This is a genomic window from Pedococcus sp. 5OH_020 (assembly GCF_027812955.1).
GTDB lineage: Bacteria > Actinomycetota > Actinomycetes > Actinomycetales > Dermatophilaceae > Pedococcus.
Map to the genome: position 1 here is coordinate 76,111 of NZ_JAPYZV010000011.1, position 21,441 is coordinate 97,551.

General features: G+C 69.5%; 22 protein-coding genes. 9 read left to right on the top strand and 13 right to left on the bottom strand.

Annotated features, from left to right (window positions below; translation table 11 throughout):
- Positions 1–14 precede the first annotated feature (14 nt).
- Positions 15–989: an NAD-dependent epimerase/dehydratase family protein gene (locus PHA84_RS18135; RefSeq protein WP_270889549.1), complete on the top strand. Its 975-nt coding sequence runs from the start codon at positions 15–17 to the stop codon at positions 987–989.
- The gene (locus tag PHA84_RS18140; protein ID WP_270889550.1) at positions 986–1,948 is read left to right on the top strand and encodes an RNA polymerase sigma-70 factor; all 963 of its coding nucleotides are present in this window, start codon (positions 986–988) and stop codon (positions 1,946–1,948) included. Before PHA84_RS18135 ends, PHA84_RS18140 begins: the two co-directional genes overlap by 4 nt.
- Here PHA84_RS18140 and PHA84_RS18145 read toward each other — a convergent pair.
- Positions 1,937–2,479, bottom strand: coding sequence for a hypothetical protein (locus tag PHA84_RS18145; protein ID WP_270889551.1), 543 nt, complete (start codon positions 2,477–2,479; stop codon positions 1,937–1,939). The genes PHA84_RS18140 and PHA84_RS18145 overlap by 12 nt on opposite strands.
- A 129-nt stretch (positions 2,480–2,608) precedes the next feature.
- Between PHA84_RS18145 and PHA84_RS18150 the strand changes: the two genes are divergently transcribed.
- The gene (locus PHA84_RS18150) at positions 2,609–3,118 is read left to right on the top strand and encodes an SRPBCC domain-containing protein (protein ID WP_270889552.1); all 510 of its coding nucleotides are present in this window, start codon (positions 2,609–2,611) and stop codon (positions 3,116–3,118) included.
- A gap of 59 nt (positions 3,119–3,177) precedes the next feature.
- Here PHA84_RS18150 and mmuM read toward each other — a convergent pair whose 3' ends face one another.
- The 8 genes from mmuM to PHA84_RS18185 all read right to left on the bottom strand — a co-directional run bounded on the left by mmuM (position 3,178) and on the right by PHA84_RS18185 (position 10,904).
- The gene (mmuM, locus tag PHA84_RS18155) at positions 3,178–4,131 is read right to left on the bottom strand and encodes a homocysteine S-methyltransferase (protein ID WP_270889553.1); all 954 of its coding nucleotides are present in this window, start codon (positions 4,129–4,131) and stop codon (positions 3,178–3,180) included.
- Positions 4,070–4,453: a matrixin family metalloprotease gene (locus PHA84_RS20860; RefSeq protein WP_442952936.1), complete on the bottom strand. Its 384-nt coding sequence runs from the start codon at positions 4,451–4,453 to the stop codon at positions 4,070–4,072. The genes mmuM and PHA84_RS20860 overlap by 62 nt, the downstream gene beginning before the upstream one ends.
- Positions 4,454–4,539: 86 nt before the next feature.
- Positions 4,540–5,622 (bottom strand): threonine aldolase family protein, encoded by a 1,083-nt coding sequence (locus tag PHA84_RS18160; protein WP_270889554.1) that lies wholly within the window; start codon positions 5,620–5,622, stop codon positions 4,540–4,542.
- Entirely contained in the window at positions 5,619–6,371 is a 753-nt protein-coding gene (locus PHA84_RS18165; protein WP_270889555.1) for an SDR family NAD(P)-dependent oxidoreductase, read from the bottom strand. Before PHA84_RS18165 ends, PHA84_RS18160 begins: the two co-directional genes overlap by 4 nt.
- A gap of 14 nt (positions 6,372–6,385) precedes the next feature.
- Positions 6,386–8,500, bottom strand: coding sequence for a DUF6421 family protein (locus tag PHA84_RS18170; protein ID WP_270889556.1), 2,115 nt, complete (start codon positions 8,498–8,500; stop codon positions 6,386–6,388).
- A 182-nt stretch (positions 8,501–8,682) separates the two neighbouring features.
- Complete coding sequence (locus tag PHA84_RS18175) at positions 8,683–8,892, bottom strand: hypothetical protein (protein WP_270889557.1); 210 nt, start codon at positions 8,890–8,892, stop codon at positions 8,683–8,685.
- 55 nt (positions 8,893–8,947) lie between these two features.
- Positions 8,948–9,406, bottom strand: coding sequence for a pyridoxamine 5'-phosphate oxidase family protein (locus PHA84_RS18180; protein ID WP_270889558.1), 459 nt, complete (start codon positions 9,404–9,406; stop codon positions 8,948–8,950).
- Between the two features lie 139 nt (positions 9,407–9,545).
- Entirely contained in the window at positions 9,546–10,904 is a 1,359-nt protein-coding gene (locus PHA84_RS18185; RefSeq protein ID WP_270889559.1) for an MFS transporter, read from the bottom strand.
- Between the two features lie 175 nt (positions 10,905–11,079).
- Here PHA84_RS18185 and PHA84_RS18190 point away from each other — a divergent pair, with 175 nt between their 5' ends.
- The 3 genes from PHA84_RS18190 to PHA84_RS18195 all read left to right on the top strand — a co-directional run bounded on the left by PHA84_RS18190 (position 11,080) and on the right by PHA84_RS18195 (position 13,643).
- Positions 11,080–11,955 carry a LysR substrate-binding domain-containing protein gene (locus tag PHA84_RS18190; protein WP_270889560.1) on the top strand — a complete coding sequence of 292 codons (876 nt, stop codon included), beginning with the start codon at positions 11,080–11,082 and terminating at the stop codon, positions 11,953–11,955.
- A 141-nt stretch (positions 11,956–12,096) separates the two neighbouring features.
- Positions 12,097–12,708, top strand: coding sequence for a DUF6318 family protein (locus PHA84_RS20865; RefSeq protein ID WP_442952933.1), 612 nt, complete (start codon positions 12,097–12,099; stop codon positions 12,706–12,708).
- Positions 12,705–13,643, top strand: a complete 939-nt coding sequence (locus tag PHA84_RS18195; RefSeq protein ID WP_270889561.1) for a hypothetical protein — start codon at positions 12,705–12,707, stop codon at positions 13,641–13,643. The genes PHA84_RS20865 and PHA84_RS18195 overlap by 4 nt, the downstream gene beginning before the upstream one ends.
- Here the strand turns inward: PHA84_RS18195 and PHA84_RS18200 are convergent.
- Both PHA84_RS18200 and PHA84_RS18205 read right to left on the bottom strand, forming a co-directional pair.
- Complete coding sequence (locus PHA84_RS18200; RefSeq protein WP_270889562.1) at positions 13,625–13,921, bottom strand: hypothetical protein; 297 nt, start codon at positions 13,919–13,921, stop codon at positions 13,625–13,627. The two genes, PHA84_RS18195 and PHA84_RS18200, sit on opposite strands and share 19 nt — an antisense overlap.
- Positions 13,922–14,023: 102 nt before the next feature.
- Positions 14,024–16,663, bottom strand: coding sequence for a hypothetical protein (locus tag PHA84_RS18205; RefSeq protein WP_270889563.1), 2,640 nt, complete (start codon positions 16,661–16,663; stop codon positions 14,024–14,026).
- Positions 16,664–17,045: 382 nt separating this feature from the next.
- Between PHA84_RS18205 and PHA84_RS18210 the strand changes: the two genes are divergently transcribed.
- On the top strand, positions 17,046–17,561 hold the full coding sequence (locus PHA84_RS18210; protein ID WP_270889564.1) for a hypothetical protein: 516 nt from the start codon (positions 17,046–17,048) through the stop codon (positions 17,559–17,561).
- 16 nt (positions 17,562–17,577) lie between these two features.
- Here PHA84_RS18210 and PHA84_RS18215 read toward each other — a convergent pair whose 3' ends face one another.
- Complete coding sequence (locus PHA84_RS18215) at positions 17,578–17,934, bottom strand: MerR family transcriptional regulator (RefSeq protein WP_270889565.1); 357 nt, start codon at positions 17,932–17,934, stop codon at positions 17,578–17,580.
- Between the two features lie 137 nt (positions 17,935–18,071).
- On the opposite strand from PHA84_RS18215, the gene PHA84_RS18220 reads away from it, so the two are divergent.
- Positions 18,072–18,497 (top strand): Hsp20/alpha crystallin family protein, encoded by a 426-nt coding sequence (locus tag PHA84_RS18220; protein ID WP_270889566.1) that lies wholly within the window; start codon positions 18,072–18,074, stop codon positions 18,495–18,497.
- Positions 18,498–18,510: 13 nt separating this feature from the next.
- Entirely contained in the window at positions 18,511–18,768 is a 258-nt protein-coding gene (locus PHA84_RS18225) for a hypothetical protein (protein WP_270889567.1), read from the top strand.
- A gap of 213 nt (positions 18,769–18,981) precedes the next feature.
- Here PHA84_RS18225 and PHA84_RS18230 read toward each other — a convergent pair whose 3' ends face one another.
- Positions 18,982–21,276: an FG-GAP-like repeat-containing protein gene (locus PHA84_RS18230; RefSeq protein ID WP_270889568.1), complete on the bottom strand. Its 2,295-nt coding sequence runs from the start codon at positions 21,274–21,276 to the stop codon at positions 18,982–18,984.
- Positions 21,277–21,441: the final 165 nt, after the last annotated feature.

Consider the following 21,441-nt stretch of genomic DNA (forward strand, 5'->3'; position numbering starts at 1 on the left):
GAAAGGTGAAGATCATGCACGTCTTCGTGGCAGGCGGCTCAGGAGCGATCGGACGGCAGCTCGTGCCGCAGCTCGTGGGGCGAGGACACCTGGTGACCGCCACGACGACCAGCAAGGCGAAGCTGCCGCTCCTCGAACAGCTCGGCGCCCGGGCCGTCATCCTCGACGGCCTCAACGCAGCCCAGGTCGGGGAGGCGGTCGCAGCCGCTCAGCCCGACGCGATAGTGCATCAGATGACCGCGCTGGCCGGCAAGCCGGACCTCAAGCACTTCGGACGCTGGTTCGCGACGACGAACCGGCTGCGCACGGAGGGGACGGACCATCTCCTCGCCGCAGCGCAGGCGTGCGGAGTCGGGCACGTGGTGGCGCAGAGCTACACCGGGTGGACCAACGTCCGCGTCGGTGGGTGGGTCAAGACGGAGGACGACCCCTTCGACGCCGAGCCGCCGAGGCCGCAGCGCGAGACCTTGGCAGCTATCAAGCACCTGGAGACCGAGGTGGCGAAGGCGGGGGGTGCTGTGCTGCGGTACGGCAACCTGTACGGACCTGGTGCCACCGACGCCATGGTGCCCATGGTGCGGAAGCGACAGTTCCCGGTGATCGGTGGCGGGACGGGGTACTGGTCCTGGGTGCACGTCCACGATGCCGCTGCAGCCACCGGGCTGGCGCTGGAGCTGCGTACCCGCGCGGTGCTCAACATCGTCGACGACGAACCGGCCCCGGTGGCACAGTGGCTCCCGTACTACGCGGAGTCCGTGGGGGCACGGCCGCCGCTGCGGGTCCCCGGGTGGGCCGGCCGTTTGCTCGGCGGTGAGGTGGCGGTGTCGATGATGACCCAGACCCGGGGCTCCTCGAACGCGCGCGCCAAGCAGGAGCTCGGATGGCGGCTGCGGTGGCCCAGCTGGCGGCAGGGGTTCCGCGAGGGACTGCGCCTCACGGATGACCCAGGCGACCTCCGCGCCGACGGCGGCCTCCGGGAGGATGCATGACCGACGCCGACTTCGAGCAGCTGCGTCCGCTGCTGTTCTCCATCGCCTACCGGATCCTGGGCAGCGTGAGCGACGCGGAGGACGCGGTACAGGAGACCTGGCTGCGCTACCACGCGAGCGCCACGCCACCGGTGTCGCCCAAGGCGTTCCTCTCCGCGATCGTGACCCGCGTGTCGATCGACGTCCTTCGGTCGGCCCGGGTGCGCAGAGAGCGGTATGTCGGCCACTGGCTGCCCGAGCCGCTGCTCACGGATACCGCCGCTGAGGGGACCGACCTCGCCTGCTCCACCCGCGTGGCCACTGACGAGAGCCCCGAGCGGGCCGCAGAGCTCGCCGACTCCTTGTCGATGGCGGCGTTGCTGCTCCTCGAGCGGCTGTCACCGGTCGAGCGAGCGGTCTTCGTGCTGCATGACGTCTTCGGGTACCCGTACGCCGAGATCGCCGAGATCGTCGGCGAGAGCGAGGCGAACTGCCGACAGCTGGCTTCCCGGGCTCGCCGGCGCGTGTCGGAGGAGCGACCGCGTTTCGACACGGACCGCCGAGAGCGCGAGACGCTGGCGAGGCGGTTCTTCGACGCCTTCACCGTGGGCGACCTCGAGGGCCTCCTCGACCTGCTCGCCGCAGACGTGCAGGTGTATGGCGACGGCGGCGGAAAGGCCCCGCAGTGGATGCGCGTGGTCATGGGCGCGGACAAGGTCGCCCGGATGTTCGCCGGGCTGGGGGCCCGCGTCCCTCGTGCCGGAGTGTCCGTGGACCGGCGCGAGGTCAACGGCCAGCCCGGCGCCATACTGCGGGACCGGGAGGGGCGCACCATCAACGTCATCTCCCTCGACATCCTGGACGGGCGCATCCAGGTGATCCGGTCGGTCATCAACCCCGACAAGCTCCACCATCTCGGACCGGTCGCCGACGCCTGGGCCCTGATGCGCGAGTCCCGTCCCCGCGGCTCAGAGGCGTAACGGCGCCACGAGGCTGCTCCAGCCGGCTGCTTCCAGCTCCGTCGGCTCCAGGTACCTCACCAGAGCTTCCAGCTCAAGGGGGGTCAGGTACGTGGGGTTGCTCATCACCGGAATGCGCAACGGCTCGCACCCGGCGGTGACCGGGTCGGCCCTGAGCTGCGAGCGGGAGACTGGCTCCGACAGCAGGACGGACCGGAAGGGGGCGCACGAGACCTGCCGGAGCGGGCCGTTGCGGTCCTCGAGCCCGTCCGAGGCAACCGGATGAGGCTTCACGGGCTCGGTCACCACGCCGATCTCGTGGATACCGGGTCGGTGCCTGCCACTGATCCACAGCACGAAGGGGTCGCCTGTCCCGACCAAGCCACTTCGGTAGGTCGACCCCATCCGCCAGACGCCCTCAAGCGTTGATCCGGGCTCTCGCCGCAGGCCGTCGTGGCCGCCGAAGTAGTCGCAGTCGTCGTGGGGGTTCCCCTTGAACACCCACGCACCGACGTCGGCGCGGGTCAGCCGCCTCGTCTGGGCCCCTCGCATCCTTACCCTCACGTGTGTGCGGCGGGCCGGGCCCGCCCCGTCGACAGAAGCCCTGACATCCTCAGCCCATTCGCCAGGCGTGTCCACCCGGGAAGAGGCCCCGTACCTGTTGCCAGGAGGTGGCCCTCCTTGGTCGACTATCTCCACTGGGTCCTGCCCACCCGGGGCACGACCGAGCGGACGGAGGTCTCCATGAGCAGTGAGGTCGACAGCACACCCGAAGACGCAGACGCCGGAGAGCCGGAGGCCGGCGTGCACGTCGGTGTGACGGTCCCCGCGTCCACCGACCAGGTATGGCAGCACCTGATCAGCCCGGACGGCACCGAGGCCCTGCTCGGTGAGGGCGCACGGCTCGGCAACAAGGGTGAACCGTGGCGCGCCGCGGACGGGTCGTATGGCGTGATGCGCAGCTTCCACCCGGTGGAACAGGTGCGCGTGACGTGGCACCCGTACGAGGACGGCCCGCTCAGCATGGTCGACATCCAGCTCCGGCCCGAGGGCGACGCGACGAGGGTCGAGCTGTTCCACGAGGGCCGCGGGATCGCCGGCGACCCACGAGGGGACTGGCAGCACTGGGACGAAGCGCTCGGGCGGTTCAGCTCCGGCGTGGGCGCCTCTCAGCTCACCCAAACCACCTGAGCTCGTCGCGACGTCCGCACTCAGGCTGCCACCTCATCGTCCTGGACGGCCGATGGGGGTCACGGCTCAGCGACGGCGCGGATGTCTTCAGCGACGGCGCGGATGTCGTCCGGCCCCACCCGGCAACAGCCCCCGACGTAGCGCGCACCGGCCACCGCCCATTCGGCGGCTTGGTGTGGGTCGAACGAGCCGTCCCCAGCCCAACGCCGGTTCACCGCGTCCCAGGTCTCCCCGCCGTTGGGGTACGCCACCGCTGGCCTGCCGGTCATCGCTACTGCTCGCTCGACGGCGGTCCGCACGTCGGCCGGTGCGCAGCAGTTGACACCCACCGCGAACACCGCCCGGGAGGACGCGGCAACCCCGAACGCCTCGTCGATCGGCTGACCCGCCCTGGTGCGGTCTCCGTCGACGGAGTAGGAGAACCACGCGGGCAGCCCGAGCTGGTCGAGCAGCTCGACGAGGACCTCGGCCTCGTCGAGGTCCGGGATCGTCTCCACCGCGAGGAAGTCCGGCCCGGCTGAGGCGAGCAGCTCCATCCGTGGCCCGTGGAACTCCCGGAGCTCTGCACGTGAGACGCCGTAGCGGCCCCGGTACTCCGAACCATCCGCCAGCATCGCGCCATACGGCCCGACCGAGGCGGCGACCCACCGGGCGAGGCCGTCGCCTACCAGGGATTCTCGCACCTCCACCGCCAGGACGACGCTATGGACGATCAGGCTCTCCGCGTCGGCGCGGTCGAGGCCTGCGCGCGCGAAGCCTGGCACGCTGGCCTGGTAGCTGGCCGTCGTCGCCACGCGAGCGCCGGCGTCGTAGTAGGCCCGATGCACCTCGGCGATCTCCTCCGGCGCGTCGCCAAGCAGCCGCGCCGTCCAGAGGGCGTCGCTCAGGTCGTGGCCTCGAGCCTCCAGGGCGTTGGAGAGGCCGCCGTCGAGGACGATGACCCGGTCCGCCTCACCCTGTGGCTCGCGCTCGCCAGAGAAGTCGTCGCTGCGGTGAGGAGGCTCCGCGATCACGCCACCATCTTCCTCCCGGTGGGCCGCTGCTTCGTCTCGTAGGGGCAGCCACCGGAGCCGAGCAACCGCAGGCCCGGGAGGTCACCGCTGGGGAATCCGTGATGCCCCGGTGCAGGGTCGGTGCCATGAGCTGCCGCTTGTTCGAGACGTGCTGCAGACCGACGAGGTGGCCCAGCTCGTGCATGACGACAGCGCGGGCAACGGCGTGACCGCCCGTCCCTCGCAGCGCCCTCGTGATCTGCGGAGTGCCGAGATAGACCCTCCCTCCGATGAAGCGAGTCGTGACCGAGATGCTGCCCAGCTGGTACACGGGGCCACCCATCCCCGTCACCGGGCCCTTGAGCTGTGGCACCACCTGTGAGGTCGTCCACGCCACCAGGACCGCGCCCGCGGCGGCCGAGGAACCCGTCAGTCGGCGACGAGCTCCGCCCGTAGCGCCGCAGCGAAGGAGTCGACGTCCGCCTCCGTGGTGTCGAAGGAGGTCATCCAGCGCACCTCGCCGGTCGACTCGTCCCACACATAGAACGGGTACAGCTTCTGCAGCCGCGCGGTGACGTCCTGCGGCAGGACGGCGAAGACCGCGTTCGCCTGGACCGGCCGCAGCACCTGTACCCCCGGGATGGCCCGCACCGCCGTCTCGAGCCGCTGCGCCATGGCATTGGCGTGGCGGGCGTTGCGCAGCCACAGGTCGCCGGAGAGCAGCGCGTCGAACTGGGCCGAGAGGAACCGCATCTTCGAGGCCAGCTGCATGGAGGACTTGCGCAGGTAGTCCATGCCGCGGACCGCGTCCGGGTTGAGCACCACGACGGCCTCACCGAGCATGAGCCCGTTCTTCGTGCCGCCGAACGAGACGATGTCGACGCCGACGTCGGTGGTGAAGTCGCGCAGCGGCCGGTCCAGGGCGGCAGCGGCATTGGCTATGCGGGCCCCGTCCAGGTGCACCGCCATGCCGAGAGTGTGGGCATGCTCGACGATCTCGGCGATCTCCTCCACGGAGTACAGAGTGCCGAGCTCGGTGCTCTGGGTGATGGAGACGACGCCCGGCTGGGCGCGGTGCTGGTCGTCGAAACCGTAGGCCTGGGTGTCGATGGCGTCCAACGTGAGCGTGCCGAGAGGCGCCCCCACGGGCAACAGCTTGAGACCGCCCATCTTCTCGGGGGCGCCGCACTCGTCGACGTGGATGTGTGCGGAAGCGGCGCAGATCACCGACTGCCAGCGCTCCGTGACCGCTTGCAGCGCAACGACGTTGGCGCCCGTACCGTTGAAGACCGGGTATGCGGTGGCGTGGCCGCCGAAGTGTCCGCGGAAGACGTCCTGGAGGTGCTCGGTGTACGCGTCGGCACCGTAGCTGACCTGGTGCCCCCCATTGGCCAGGGCGATGGCCTCGAGGACCTCGGGGTGCACGCCTGCGTAGTTGTCGCTGGCGAAGCCGCGGGCCTGGGGGTCGTGGAGCCGGCGGGCCGAGGTGGTGCGGCTGGTGGGCGTCGTCATGAGATGCGCTTTCCGTTGAGCTCTGCGGCGGGCCGCAGGAAGAGGTCGTGGATGGTGTCGGCGAGGGCGGCGACGTCGGTGTACCCGCTGAAGGCTGCCTCAGGCTTGGCCTGCCGCATCTCGGGGGTGAGCAGTGCCTTGATGGGCAGGATCAGGGCCGCGGCGTCCGTGCCGGCAAAGGAGTCGGCCACCGCCAGGGTCCAGGCCTCGGCGGCAGCCTTGGCGGCGCCATACATGGCATTGGTGGAGACAGGTGCCTGCGCCTGGACCGTCGAGATGAGGACGAGCCGCCCGCGTGGGCTCGCCTTGAGCGCGTCGTGGAACGCGCGCGAGGTGTGGAGCAGCGTGCGGATCAGCAGGTCGTGCAAGAGGTCCCAGTCCTCGAGGGGTTCCTCGGCGAGATGGACCCCGCCTCGCCACCCGCCGACGAGATGAGCAAGCCCGTCGACCCGCCCGTGCCGCGCGACCACATCCGACGCCAGGTCAGCCGTCGCGGCGGCGTCCAGCAGGTCGACCGCATGTGCCTCCACCCGGTCGCTCCCGGTTGCCTCTCGCGCTGCTGCCACGACCTGCTCGGCACGCTCCTGGGAGGAGTCCAGCGCCACCACGGTCGCCCCAGCGCTCGCCAGTCGCTGCACCAGTGGTGGACCGGCCGAGCCGCCGGCGCCGGCCACGACGACGACCAGGTCCGACAGCGGCTCCATCAGGCCGTTCGAGGAGGCGGCTGTCGCGTCAGGGCTCAGGGGCATACCGACAGTCTGGCTCACAGGGCCTCTCCCGTGATGCCCGCGGTGGAGGCGACGACGTCCTCGAGCTTGCGACGCAGCGACTCGTAGAACACGTTGAGCGGGAACTCGTCCGGGAGGACTGCATTCGTCAGGTCCTTCGGCGGTCCGTCCAGCGGCAGGGCCGTGGCGCCCTGCGCCCACCGAGACGCCGGGTGCGGGCTGACGTAGCGCGTCACGAGCTCGTACGCCGCGAGCCAGTGCGCCACCCGCGAACGGTCGATGCCGTCACGGTAGAGCTTCTCCACGCTCTCGCAGAGGTCGACGACCGCTCCGGGCAGGCGACGCCAGTCGAGGGTGAGCCGGTTGTCTGTCCAGCGCAGCACGTCGTTCTGGTGGAGGTAGCCGAACAGCAGCTGACCGCCCAGCCCGTCGTAGTTGCGCACCCGGTCGCCGGTGATGGGAAAGCGGAAGAGCCGGTCGAAGACGATCGCGTACTGCACCAGACGGGCATGGGGCTCGCCCGCCTCCTCCAGCAGCACCGCCTGCCGGAACGTGTTGAGGTCGCAGCGCAGCTCCTCCAGCGCATACAGCCAGAACGGCATCCGCTGCTTGATCATGAACGGGTCGAACGGCAGGTCCCCGTGGCTGTGCGTCCGGTCGTGGATCATGTCCCACAGCGCGAAGGCACTCTGCGCGAGGCCCTGGTGGTGGACGAGCCGCTCGGCGTCCGGGGGGAGCCGCAGCGAGAGCGTGTCGGCGGCGGCAGTAGTGATGCGGCGGAAGCGCGCCGCCTCGCGATCGGCGAAGATGGCGCCCCAGTGGAACTTCGGCACCTCGCGCACCGCGACCGTCTCCGGGAACAGCACGGCGGAGTTGGTGTCGTACCCCTCGGTGAAGTCGACCAGCTCGAGCGACAGGAACATCGGGTTGTCGTACTCACGCTCGATCTCGGCCAGCCACTGCGGCCAGTACACCCGGGCCCAGATCGCCTCGAACTGCCGGTTCGGGTTGCCGTTCTGGGTGTACATGGGGAAGACGACGAGATGCTCCAGGCCGTCCTCACGGCACAGGTCGGGCCGGAACTCGACGACGGAGTCGAGGAAGTCGGGGACCTCGAACCCGCCGTCCACCCACTTCTGGAGGTCGCCACGCACAGCAGTCAGGTAGGCCGCGTCGTGGGGGAAGCGGGGCGCAAGGGCGGCGATGCGCTGACTCAGCTCGGCGACGAGCGCAGCAGCGCGGTCCAGGTCATGCCCTGCCTCGCGGTCGATGGAGCCGTCCTTGACCTGCATGGCCCGGAGCTCCGTCACGGCGGACTTGAGGGCGAGCCAGTCGCCGTCGCGCGCCTGAGAGCTGTTGGTGCGAGCCTTGCTCCCGCGACTCGCGGTGCGGCCATGACCTGCCGCCCAGGTGACGGCGTTCGACCACAGCGCCCTGTGGTCGAGCTCGTGGATGGAGTCGTCGCCGAAGAGGTCGGAGTCGGCGAAGGCGACGACGCGGCCGTCGCCGAACTCGGTGGCCACCGCGAGAGGCGCGGAGGCCGGGTGGGCACTGGGACCGGTGCGCGCCAGCACCGTGGCCTGAGGAGCGGCGCTCACGTCGAGCACGCCCGACCGGTAGAAGCACACAGCCGACACGGCAGTCAGCGCGCTGTGCGCGTCGCGCCCGGTGGGCAGGTCCGCGAGTACCCAGGTCGACACGCCGTTGTGTCGCTGGGCAGCATCCTGGACGGTCGTGCTCACCACGCCGATGCCGAACCTGCGCAGGAGCTCCGTGAGGTTGTTCCCGTAGATGTCCTGGTCGCACTCGGCGAGGACCACCAGCCCACCGCCGGCGCGCACGAACTCCGCGACGGCGTCGATCTCCTCGCCGGTGAAGCGGGGGGAGCCCTGGCCACTGGAGCGCTCGGTCCCGTGCGCCGCCGGGTGGGCGACGACGAGCACGTCAGCCTGCGCCAGGCCTGCCGCCTCCAGCGGCTCGTGGTTGGCTGCGACGGTGAAGCCGCGGCGAGCGAGGACCCTGGCGGCCTCGCCGTAGGAGGCGTCCGCGGCGTTCGCCGGGTTGAGCGCCAGAGCGCGCTCGACGTCAAGGGTCCACGCCTCGCTGTGGGCCTCGTCGAACAGCACGTGGGGGAACAGGTCGTGCCTCACCAATATCAACTCCTGGGCCGAAGAACTTTCGGTGCGGACGCTACCAGACGGGATAACTTGTCGAATAATCCGCTCAACGCGGTGCTTTCTCCTACAGGGCAACCGTCGACGTGCGACCTCCCGGTCGCCGGAATGGTGAAGTGGCGAAGTGACCTCGACGTCCACAGGAGACGAGGCGCGAGTTACCCGGCGATCGTCTCAGCGGCGACCGCACGAGACGCCAGCGGCGCTCGCCGCACCGTCGTCAGGTACCAGCCGCCGACGCAGCGCAGGACTGTCCGAGGGTCCAGGATGGCGGGACCGCTGCGGATGATGGTGCGCGAGGCCGACGGCGTCGTCCCGCGGTGGTGCCGTCGGGCGGAGCGTTCAGTGATCGCTTCCTGCTCGGCCAAGGGACACGTCATCCGGCTGGGGCCGTGAACGCGGTGGTCGTGCCGCACCCGCCCTTCAGCCGGACATGGCGCTGGGGAAACGCGTGACGAAGTCGAGCAGCCGGACCTCCTGCGGCGTCACGGTGATCTTCGCCATGGGTTGTCCACTCATCTGCTCCACCCAGGCGGCGCCCGCTTCCGGGCCCATGTAGCGGACGCACGCCTCCGCATACTCCGGCACCATGCCGCCGACCTGCTCCACCGCGACGTTCCCGCGCACCATCAGGACGCCGAACGGGAAGGACTCCTCGTCGATCGTCAGGGCCACCTGGTCACTCGCGACGAGGGCCGCCACCTTCGGGGCGTGCGGCTGGGTGGCGAACGTGAACACCGAGCCGTTCCAGTGGAAGGCGATGGGGACCACCCTCGGCGTGCCATCGGTCCAGCAGTAAGCCAGGCGCGCCGGGATCCTCGACTCCAGCAGCTTCTGAGCCACCGGGTCGTCGAGGAGCTCGAGGTGCTGTTCGTGACTCATCATGACCACCCTTCGTCAGGAGAGGATGAGCCCCACCAGCCTAGGAACCGGCCGCCCCGGGGTGATCGCCAATTCGTCGTATGGCGCGACGGCCGACCTGCTCTCAAGGCAGCCCGCCGACGGCGCGGAGCGCGAGGCCTCAGCCCCGGGGGAGAAGCGAGGGGCGCACGACCCGGACCGAGGCCGAGGTCAACCCCACGCGCAGCGAGGCGGTGCGCGCCAGGTGCCGGCAGACCAGGATCGTCACGACCGCCGGGACAGCGCCGGAGGCGAACAGCCCCACCCGCGGCCCGAGGTGCTCGGCGAGGAGCCCGACGACAGGCCCTCCGAGGGCACCGCTTCCGATGAAGACCAGCATGTAGAGGCCGACGATGCGGCCCCGGATGTGGTCTGCCGCCGCCAGCTGGACCAGCGACTGGGCCGACGTCAGGAAGGCCAGGTTGGCAGCGCCGACGGTGGTCAGGAGCAGCGTGAACGTCAGCTGGTCGGGCGCCGCCGCCGCCAGTACCAGGGCCGTCGCGAGAGCCCAGGCGGCCAGGCCGACCGTGCGGAGGCGAAGCGGCTTGGTGCGGCGTGCGGTCGTCATCGCGCCGACCAGCGCTCCGGCAGCCACGACGCCGTTCAGCAGTCCCAGACCTGTTGCCCCTGAGTGGAACTCGTTCTTGGCAAATGCTGCGAGGGTGACGGGAAGGCTGATCGTGAAGAAGCCGAAGGAGCCGACCATGACCACCGGCCAGAGCACCGTGGGGGTTCTCAGCGCGTACGCGAGGCTCTCTCGGATGCTGGCCGTCGCCTGCTCACCAGTCACAGGGTCTGTCGCCGCCTGCTGCGCCGCGGTGCCGTCGCGCCGGCTTCTGCGGGACGTGTCCTTCATGAGCAGGAGGGCGATGACGGGGGCGACGAACGTCAGGGAGTTCACCGCGAAGGCGTAACCGGCGCCCACTGTGCCCATCAGGAAGCCGCCCACCACGGGGCCCACCATCGCCCCGATCTGGAAGGTGCATGAGACGAGGCTGATCGCGTTGGGCAGGTGGGCCGTGTCGACCACCTCGGAGACGAATGACTGACGCGCCGGGTTGTCGACCGCGGTCACGACCCCGAGGACGATGGCTATCGCGAAGACGTGCCAGACCTGCACGCGCCCTGAGAGCGCAAGCGCGGCCAGCGTCGCCGCCGTGATGGCCATCGAGATCTGCGTCACCAGAAGGAGGCGGCGCTTGGAGAACCGGTCGGCGAGCAGCCCGCCGTGCAAACCCAAGAGCAGCGTCGGCATGAACTGGCACGCCGTGATGGCACCCACGGCGGCCGGGCTGTCCGTGAGGGTGAGGACCAGCCAGTCCTGGGCAAGGCGTTGGATCCACCCGCCGGTGCCGGAGACCAGCAGCCCACTGAGCAGCAGGCGGAAGTTGCGGTTTGCGAGGGAGGGAAAGGTACGCGAGACCAGCGGCGTAGCAGGGAGCTGAGGAAGGCGGACAGAAGTAGCGGCGGCAAGACCCATGAGTCGTCCTGGACGTTTCGTAGCGGTTCGGTGTGAGTCGGTGCATGGAGAGGTACTGGTCAATTGTGGCTTGCCGGCTGCGCGCTCGCCGTATTCTGAGAACGTATGAGTGATATAAGTGTTATTGCGGTTCGCAATGAGACTTCTGCGGGCCCGCGCATCCGAGAGGTCAACCATGTACGAACCGGAGCTCCTCAGGACCTTCCTTGCCGTTGCGCAGTCCTTGAGCTTCACCCGGGCGGCGCAGTCTCTCGGCATTCGTCAGCCCACGGTGAGCCAGCATGTGCGCCGCCTCGAGGAGGCCGTGGGGCGGCCTCTCTTCGTTCGTGACACCAGGCGCGTCGCACTCACCTCGGACGGGGAGGCGATGGCCGGGTTCGCGCGCGAGATCCTCGCCGCGCAGGAACGTGCAGTCGGCTACTTCACCGGTTCCCGGCTCTCGGGCCGGCTCAGGTTCGGGGTCACCGACGACCTTGCGCTGACACCACTCCCGAGGATCCTGCGGGACTTCCGCCAGCTCTATCCCCGGATTGACCTCGAGCTGGCCGTCCTCCAGAACGAGAGCCTTCTTCGTCGTATCGAGTCCGGACACCTCGACGTCGCCTTCGTCAAGCGGGCGGCCCACACCCCGACGATCGCGCGCGGTCAGCTGGTGCGGCGTGACCAGCTCCTCTGGGCAGGCGTGGACAGCATCCGCCTGGATGCGGAACAGCCCGTGCCGCTCGTGCTGTACCAGGCGCCGAGCCTGAGCCGGTCGATCAGCGTCCAGGCTCTGGAGAAGGTGGGCCGGCGCAGCCGCATCACCTGTACGGTGCGCGGCGTCAACGGCGTGCTGGCGGCGGTGCGCGCCGGACTTGGCGTGGCGGTCATGGCCCGCACCCTGATGCCCCCGGACCTCGTGGAGGTCTCGTCGACCAGCAAGCTCCCCAAGCTGCCGCACCTCGACCTTGTGCTGCTCACCAACCGGCAGGCTCCCGCGGAGCCCGCAAAGGCGCTCACCTCAGCCATCCTCGCCAGCGGCGCACCGCTCCAGCCGGTCCAGGGCCACTGACCCGTCGATCGGTGGGTCTGAGAAGTGATGGGTGTGAACGACCGGTTGGGCGCAGGGGCTGGTGGTGTGGCGAGGGGTCCCTACACTGACTCGAAGCAAGTGGGGGTTAACGCAGGCCTCCTATGAGTTCGGGGGGTAGTCATGCGTCCAGCGGGGTACGTCGTGGTGGCGCTCGCGCTGTTGTCCGCCGCCGGCTGCAGTGGGGGAGCCGGCGACGGACAGCAGCCGTCTGCGGATGGATCGGCGACCGGCGCCCCGACCAAGGGCTCACCGACGACCACCGGACCCAGCACGTCGAGCACAGTCGCGACTTCCAGTACGACAGGGTCCCGCCCCGCGGACAGCTATCCGTCAGCGGCAAGGGCCCACACCGACGCAGGCGGCAAAGCCTTCATCGAGTACTTCTTCGACGAACTAAATGCTGCCTACACCAAGCCACGGAGGGCCGCGATGCGCGCCCTGAGTGACGGCGGCTGTTTGTTCTGTAGGAAGACCGACAAGGATCTCGAGGGCTATCTAGCTCGAGGGGAGCGATATACAACGTCGCCTGTGGAGGTTCGCCACCTGACGAAGGCAGACGGCGCTCCGTCAGATCAGCGATACTTCGCTGGGCAACTGCGTCAGACGGGGTCGCCGTTGGTGGCCGCAGATGGCCATGTGCTGTACCACGATAAGCAGGCAACCGGCGCAGTCAACATCGCGGTTCGTTGGGCGCATGGCCGTTGGGTCTTGTACGAAGTTGAACACGCATGAGCGCCTCTCTAGCGCTCGTCTTCGCCGTGGGGCTCGTGCTGACCCCAAGCTCTAAGTCCACGGGTGACGTCCCGCCTCCCAGCGCCCTCGGTAACGTGATTTCCACCGGCGTCCGCATTCATACGCTGGGCCGAGGCGCTTTGGAGGGGTATCAACGCGAGGCTGACCGCGCCGCGCTGCCGCAGGCCAAGCCACCGTTCCTGGTCTTCGCCTCGACGGCGAACTGCGTCAAGAGCACGCCGGACTCCCGCATCGACGACGCATCCTGCACCAACATGGACGCCCCCTGCGTGGGCAACACGGCCGCCCAGGGACTCGGACCTGCGGTGAAGGTCTTCCGCTCACGCGTCGACCAGACCGGCAAGCCGGTCGACCGCAGTGGTGCCGTGATCGCGGCTGCGGCGTGGGAGTACCTCGGCGTCACGTGCTTCCCCGACCTCGTGCCCGGGCATCGGCCGGCGCTCACCATGGCGCAGATCCAGGCGGCATTCCACAACACCGACTTTGCGCACGCCGCACTGCACGTCCAGCCGGAGGGTAACCTCACGCTCGTCACCCTGCCGACGTACTTCCAGCTGCGCTGGCCTGCTTCAGGGTTCGGTCCCGATGAGATCGACGCCGTCGACCCGGTGCGGATGAGTGGCTTCCAGGTCGAGATCCGACCTCGGCTCGCCTCAGTCACCTATGTCTTCGGAGACGGCGCGACCGCCGGACCCACGCAGTCGCTCGGCGGGCCCTATCCGACCGGAGACGTCATCCACGCTTATCGCAACGGTGGACGGTTCGAGACCCATGCGGATGTCACGTACCGCGGGCAGTACCGCGTCGCAGGCGGTGCGTGGCTGGATATCCCGGGCGACGTGACGATCACGGGGACGACCCGGCAGGTGGAGGTCAAGACGGCAGAGGCGCGCCTCTACGGCAACCCGGGCTGACCGTGGTCCCGGCTCTGGAAGGTCGCCAGCGGCTGGACCTCCCCGAACGCGGTACCCATCGCGCGCGCCGCCGCGAGCCGGCTCACGAGCGCGTCGGCGCGCCTGCCGACGCGGTCGGTGTGCTCGAGCGCGGCCAGGCTGTCGGCGCAGGTCTGAGGATGGGAGGGGTGGCTGCTGGTCGCGCCGCATCGGCACCACCAGCCGGTTGCGGGGTCGTCTGACGCCCCCGCAACGCCGTCGCTGCGAAAGGGGTCGGTGGCGGGGGGACCACTGGACATGGAACGGGACGCTACGTCGGCTCCTGCGGGCCGTCACGGCCATCGACCTCGGGGCCACCCGTTCGGCCGATCAGGGGACCGGCCGAACGCCTCCACCTTCGGTCAACCGGTGACGGTAAGGGTGTGGGCTCCCGCCGTGGTGGGTACCGTCACCTCCGCTCCGCGGTTGGTCTGACGCACGGTGACGTGGTGCACCCGACGTCCGTCAAGGAACACCACGCGCGGGTGCGACCCTCGAGGCAGCGTGTGCCCGATGAAGACCTTCGCCGCCCCTACGGACCGCTCAGTGCTGATCGACGTGACGTACGTGCTGCCCGTGTGCGTCGCCCGGACGTCCACGAACCCCTGCCCCAGCCTGATGTGGTCTCCTCGAACCGTCGTCTGCCCCTGCGGCACCTGCGGCACGACGTCGAGCCGGCCGTAGCCCAGGTCTGGCCTGACGCCAAGCCACTGGTGGACGACCGGCCACGCAGTGCCGTAGTTGCCCCACGCCTGCATGAACATGGACCGGCAGGTCCAGCACCTGTCGATGTTGGGTCCCTGGTCCGGGGAGGGGAAGATCTCCGGCATGGCGCCCGGCTGCTCGTCCGGGGTTCCGCCCGTCGCCGGCTCGCCGAACATCGGCTCCGCCAGCGCGTGGGTGTACCGCTGCTGCTGACCAGGGCCGAGCCGCCCGTAGTTGCCCTCGCCCACCGACTGGATCGACGTGGTGAGCCCAAAGATCACCTTCTCGCCCGCTCCGGTCGGACCGCCGCCGCAGCCTGTGTGGAACAGCCCTGGGTTGAGCGGGTGCGCACCGCTGTAGCAGGGGTCCTCGCGTCCGGCGAGCGCTGCGGAGCCGTGCGAGTACGGCGCCAGCCCCGGCACGGTGGTTCCGTGGATCCTCAGCTCCGCCTCCATCGGCGTCTGACCGATCCAGTGCTTCTGGAACGACTGGACGTTGCCCGGATCCCTGAGCGAGTCGGCATACTGGGCGGCCGCGTCGAACCACCACGTGCCGTCGAAGCGCTGGTGCAGCCGGCGGGCGAGGTTGGTGGCCCAGGCATACGTCCGGCCGTCGTGCCTCGACCGCGCCATGTCGGCGAGGTCGTAGAGCCCGCGGATGAAGTAGACGGTGTTGTCGAGCTTCTCCTGACCCATTCCGCTGCGCTCGACGTTGCCCAGACCCTCCGGCCAGCCGTCGTGGTCGGCGTCGAGGTTCCTCACCACGTACCGAAGGTTCCGCACCGAGAAGTCGTACATCTCGTCCCGGAAGCCGTTGTCTCCGGTCCAGCGCCAGAGGAGGGCCACCGTACTGGGGAACTTCACCGTCTCGTCGGTGTTGAAGTCGTATGCCGTGGTGCCGTCCGCGTTGGTGCTCCGGGAGTCGTGCCCGAACCAGATGGAGCCGTCGGAGACCACCTCGTGGGTCACCACTCCTGACCTGTTGTTGAGGATGTCGGAGATGTCGCGCAGCGCCCGGAGGTGTGACTCGATGGCCTCGAACTGGCCCACGGAGACCGCCGCGAACGCCGTGTACTCGGCGTCGGTCCCGAAGATCCACGGGTAGTCCGGGTAGCCCGCCCCGATCCACGTCGCCCGTGGGACGGTCCCCAGGGGAGCCGGGAACTGCTTGCCCTGGTTGGTCCAGCGGATCTGCAGGTTCTCGGCGCTCTGGGTGAGGTCCGCGATGTTCTGCTTGCCCCACTCGACAGCGTTCTGTACCAGCGGGTCTCCGGGCAGCGAGAGCTGGGTCATCTCCGAGAGCGCCTGACGCCGGGCCTTCTTCTCGGTCAGCTGGGCGGCCGGGTCCTGAAGGGCTCGATCCAGCTCTGCCCGCGCGGACGGGAGCCCCTGGTCGGAGCCGGCGACGGCCAGCCAGACGGTGGTGGAGGCTCCGGCAGCCAAGGGGACGGAGTATGTCAGCTGTCCGCCGGTACCCCGGCCGAAGGGCCCGTCGTCGCACTCCGACGGCTTCGGCTCCGCGGGAGCCCCGGGCTCAGTGCCCGTGCAGCGGTGGCCGGGCTGCGGTCCCCAGAACTGGTCGCCGATGGTGCCGGCGCTCGGCGTCGCCGCGCTCCCCACCAGAGCCGCATAGTGGTGCGTCGGGGCCCCCGGGAGGGCACCGTCGTCGGTGAAGACGAGGCTCTTGCCGTCGTAAGCGCCGTGGTCCGGCAGGTTGTCGCTCGCGTTGGGCGTCACCCCGGTGAACCCCCACGGGTACTGCCCCATCAGCTCCGAATGTGCGTCCACGGCGAGGGTGGCCGTGCGGCCGGCGCCCGGGTTGGTGATCGTCAGGCCGAACAAGGCAGCCCGCGTGCCGTCCGGCACGAAGTCGGTCCGCCGCACCTCGAGACCGGCCGTGGTCGGCAGGTCGTACCGGGTGTAGCCCCAGCCGCTGGAGAACGACGTCGCCGGACCGACCCACTGACCGTCGAGACCGAACCAGATGCCGTCGACCATCTTCATCGGCGGCGTCCAGACGCCGCCCATCTCACCGGTGATGTGCCAGCCGTTGGCGTAGAAGCGACCGTCCTCGAACCCGATGGAGTACGCCCGCGTGCCGGCCGCCACCTCACGACGGTCCGCGAGCCGCGTGGTGGCAGAAAGCTCGGACGGCCCGGTCGAGCCGGTCTCTGCAGAGACGCGCGGGACGGCACCGCTCAACGCCGTCACACCACCGCCCGCGGACGCGGGTAGCTGCCCCACCATCGCGGTGCCCAGCACTGCCGCTGTCGCTGCGATCACGAATCTCTTAGACATGTACGTCCTCCGACTCGACCCGGACCTTCAGTCCGGGTAGCGCGACGCGAAGGGCCGGAGCGCGTCGCTGGGCTCCGTGTGCCGGTGCGATTCTCCACGTTCTCGACATTCGCGACATTCTCGACAAGGTCTGCCCGTGCGGGAATGTCCAGTTTTCGGACGCTACACCCGGCCGCGAAGCGAGGCAACGGTAGGCGTCCACCAGCTTCCAGCCCCGGAACCGTCAGCCAACTGACGTACTGGAAGAACAGAAGAACTACGGATTCGCCTGCGCCGCAGCGCGTTTAGGGTCGTCGTCTGCCGCGCAGAGCGACCAGCCCTGTGCGAGCTCACGATTCACGACAACACGACTGACGACCACTCACAGAACCATGGAGACCGCATGAGACTTGTTCGCCTCGCCGCCGCGGCTGCCTTCGCCCTGGCCACGACCGCCATCCCCGTGACCAGCGCCACGGCGGCTGAGCTACCCGCGCCCGAGGTCGCCTGGGTCGGCAGCCATGTCGTGGCCAACGGCAGCGACGCCTACATCCAGGCCAAGTACCGGTGCTACGGAGGCGAGACCGGAACCCACCTCTGGGCGTCCATCAAGCAGGGCGGAGAGGACCCGACCGCCGACGGCTCGGGCATGAAGTCCACCGCGTGGTACGACACCAACTACCAGTACGCCAACGACCCTGCCGGTCAGACGATCGGCTGTGACGGCCACTGGCACGTGCAGCGGTTCACGGTCAAGCTGGTCGACCACCCGTTCGGTACGGACTATGTGTCCCAGACGCTCCAGAACGGTCCGGCGTGGGTGCAGTTCTGTGTCTTCGACTCCAGCGCGACGGACGACAACTTCCCGCAGGGCTTCGCCTACAGCTACAGCTGGAAGAGCGTCATCGCGCAGCACTGACTCATCCTCGGGCCACTCAACGACTGCTGGTCTCACCCGTCTGTCGGCGCAGCCGCGCGTTGTCGCGGCGCAGCTCCCGGTTGTCGGCCCGCAGGTCCTCGTTGCGCGCGGACAGCTCGGCGTTGTGGTCCTCGATCTCCAGCACGCGACCGGTCGCCGCCAACGTCACGCCCTCGTCGACGAGCCGGCTCACGCGCTGGATCCGGGCCACGTCGGCGTCGCTGTAGCGGCGCGTGCCGCCCTCGGTCCGGGCGGGCCGGACGAGCCCGAACTGCTCGTACAGGCGCAGCGTGGGGATCGGCAGACCCGCCAGGTCGGCCGCCACCGAGATGGCATACACAGGGCGCTGGGAGACCGACTCGGACTCGCTCATAAGTGCCCCGGAGGACTTGACAAGTCGATACTGTCCGCTCTACAAAATCTGTAGGACATGCCTCACATCCTACCGGGTCGTGAGCGAGTCCGAAACCAAGACACCACACACCACGATCGCACTGGAGGTGGCTGACGATGCTGATGCGGACTGACCAGTTCCGCGAGCTGGACCGGCTGGCCCAGCAGGTGTTCGGGACGATGTCCCGGCCCACGGTGATGCCCATGGACGCCTGGCGGCAGGGCGAGAACTTCGTGGTCGAGTTCGACCTTCCTGGGGTCGACCCCAGCTCCATCGACCTCGACGTCGAACGCAACGTCCTCACCGTGAAAGCCGAGCGTCCGGGGCTGGAGGACGAGGTGGAGACGATCGCCACGGAACGGCCGCGTGGAGTCTTCAGCAGGCAGCTGTTCCTGGGCGACACGCTTGCGGTCGACCGGGTGCAAGCGTCGTACCACGACGGCGTCCTGCGACTGTCGATCCCCGTGGCGGAGGAGGCTAAGCCTCGCAAGATCCAGATCCAGTCCGGCTCCGACCGCGAACCGACGGCCATCTCGGCCTGACCGAGGTTCGCCGATGGAGCGTGCGCTGCCATCGACCCAGGACGCGTGGGTCGACCTGGTCTGTGCGGACGAGGAGCTGCTGCGAGCCGAGTTCGAGGCCATCGTTGCCGAGAGCTGGCAGAGCGAGGACCCGCCCGCGCCCGTCCGTCCGGTGAGCCCTGCTCACCGACCGGCGGCGGGCCTTCCGCGACCTGAGGCCGGTGTCGGGCCGGCCGAGACCGTGGTGCTGGAGCACCTACCGGGACGGCAGCGTTCGCCTCCGTGCCGGTGACGCACCCCCGGACGCTGTCCGCGCTCGTGCGGTGTGCTCGATGTGAGCATCGTGCCAGGCACGACTGTGCGATCGTCGGCCTGCTCCCGGCGCCCTGAAGGCGCGCGCACACCAAGTGGCGCGGGCAGCCAGGCCGGGGCCCCTGACGGGGGCCCCGGCCTGCTCGTGTCCCGCGGAGCTCGTCAGCGAACCTCGGCGGACCGTGGCGTCGCCTCAGCGAACCCCGAAGATCCGGGTGACGGCTCCCCAGGGCGCGGTGATGGCCTTTGCGGCGCCGAAGCCCCCCTTGCCGTTCCCCGTGTAGACGAAGCTGTGGTTGAGCGGGGTCCGCGCGATGAGGTCCGCGCGACCGTCTCCGGTGAGGTCGCCGGTGGAGAAGACGGTGTTGTACATCTGCCATCCCCGCGAGAGCACCGTGCCGGGCTTGTAGCCCGTCCCGGTGCCGGTCCCGGCATACAGGTACATCGTTCCCGCCGGTGTGCGGCCCAGCAGGTCCGGCCGGCCGTCACCGGTGACGTCGCCGGGGGTGACCAGCTGAGTGAACATCTGCCACCCGGTCCCGATCCGGCGAGCCGCGGCGGAGAATCCGCCGACGCCGTTGCCGGTCACCAGCCACAGCTCCCCGTTCGTCTTGCGGGCCAGAAGGTCCGGCTTGTGGTCACCGTTCCAGTCTCCGGGCGCCAGAAGGTCGGAGTAGGCACTCCAGCCGCGCGCGATGACCACCGGTGACCCTGTGAAACCGCCCACCCCGTTGCCCTTTGACAGCACCAGCTCGCCGGTGGACCGGAGCCCGAGCACGTCGGAGCGCCTGTCGCCGGTCCAGTCGCCGGGGGAGAGGAGCCGGGTGTACTGGTTCCAGCCGGAGGAGAGGCGCACCGGCTTGCCGATGGTCCCCACACCGGTGGGGTAGTAGTACAGGTCGCCCGTCGCGACCCGTCCCATGACGTCCCCGCGCCCATCTGCGTTCCAGCCCGCCACCGGTGCCGGCGTGGGCGAAGGCGCAGGCGTTGTCGAGACGGGGGTGTAGGCGAGTCCGGACAGCGCCTTCCAGTCGTTGGCGGCCACCTTGCCGGTTACCACCAGGCTCTTGGCCTTCTGGAACGCCGTCACCGCAGAGGTGGTCATCGCGCCGTACGCGCCGTCTGCAGTGCCCACCGAGAAGCGGCGCCGGTTCAGCTCGAGCTGCAGGTCGCGGACCGGGTAGCCGGTCGAGCCGTTGGCCAGGGTCAGCGAGCCGTACGCGGCGTACAGGCCGGCCGTGGTGACCGGGAGCGGCCCGGTGGTCGAGGAGTACTTCGCGTACATCGCCGCCTTGCTGCGGATGGTGTCCATCTGCGGGTAGAGGTACTTGCCCGGGCACAGCGTGTACGAGGTGTTCTGGTGCGCGTGGACGGTGGGAAGCGTCACGACGGTGCCCGCGGCGTACTTGGTCCCCGTGCCGCCTGCGGAGGTGAGCTGCGTCGTGCCGAGGGGGTCGACCCCGTACTGCGAGAGCTTCCATCCTGCGACGCGGGCCAGTGCGTCGACCATGACCGCGGGCGCGGTGGTGGTCTCGTAGTTGCCGATGGCGGAGACCCCCATGGTGTCGGTGTTGAACCCCATGGCGTGCGCGCCGCGGACCGGCAGGGTGATCGAGCCGGCCCTCCCCTCGTACACCCGTCCCCACTTGTCGACGAGGAAGTTGTACGCGATGTCGGACCAGCCCAGGCCCATCGTGTCGTAGGCGTAGATGCCCCGGACCTGGGCTGCGGCGGTGGCCTCCGTGTAGTCGTTGGTCCCCGCCGTGTGGTGGATCGTGATGGCCTTCACCGTGGTGTTCAGCGTGGTGCTGCCCCGCAGCGACTCGTCAGCGCCCCACTGGGCGCGGGTGATGATGGTGGGCTGGACGGCCGCCGCTGACGCGGAGGCGGGATGCTGGGGCGCCAGGTCGTCGTCGGCGGGCGAGGTACCGGGGTCGATGGTCGTGACCTTCAGGTCGGGCAGCGGCTTCCCGTCCGGGGTGTCGACGCGGACCTGGACGGCGTCGGCGCCTCCGGTCACCAGGGGGGTGGTGCCGACCCGCGCCTTGGCGGCCTCACCGGTCGTGCCGTCCGGACCATCGTCGGGAATGGCGAGCGACTCCCACGTCGACCACCCGGCGTTCTCCCGCACCCGCATCCGGACGCTCACCTCGCTGGCGTCGACGCCAGCGCCCGTCGCCCAGGAGACGCCCGCGACGGTGAACGGCTTCGTCGCCTGCTCTCCGGTGACCACCACCGGCGAGACGCGGTGCCCGCGGGCGACGCGCGCGGTCGCCCCTGCGGTGGTCCCCTTCTGGGTCGCTCCGCTGTTTGTGTCGGTCGCCGTACTAGAGCCGGCGAGATACCTGGCATCGATGCCTCTGATGGACATGCTCACCACCTTCGGCGTCACCGGCCGTGGCTTGTCCGGAGCAGCGAACGAGACGGTGGGCAGGGCGACGAAGGCGGGGGTGAGGCTGACGGCGAGTACGGCATGAATCAGGCGCATGAGGGTTCCGTGTCAAGTAGTGAGTCCGGTGTGGCCAGCGTGAAGACTGGCATGTTGTGACCGCTGCTGCCCGGTTCGGACCCGAAGTGTGGCCGTTCGGACGACCCCGGCCCAGGCGTGTCCCGAGCGTGCACGGGCGGCGCATGGGGTATGGCGGGGCAGGTT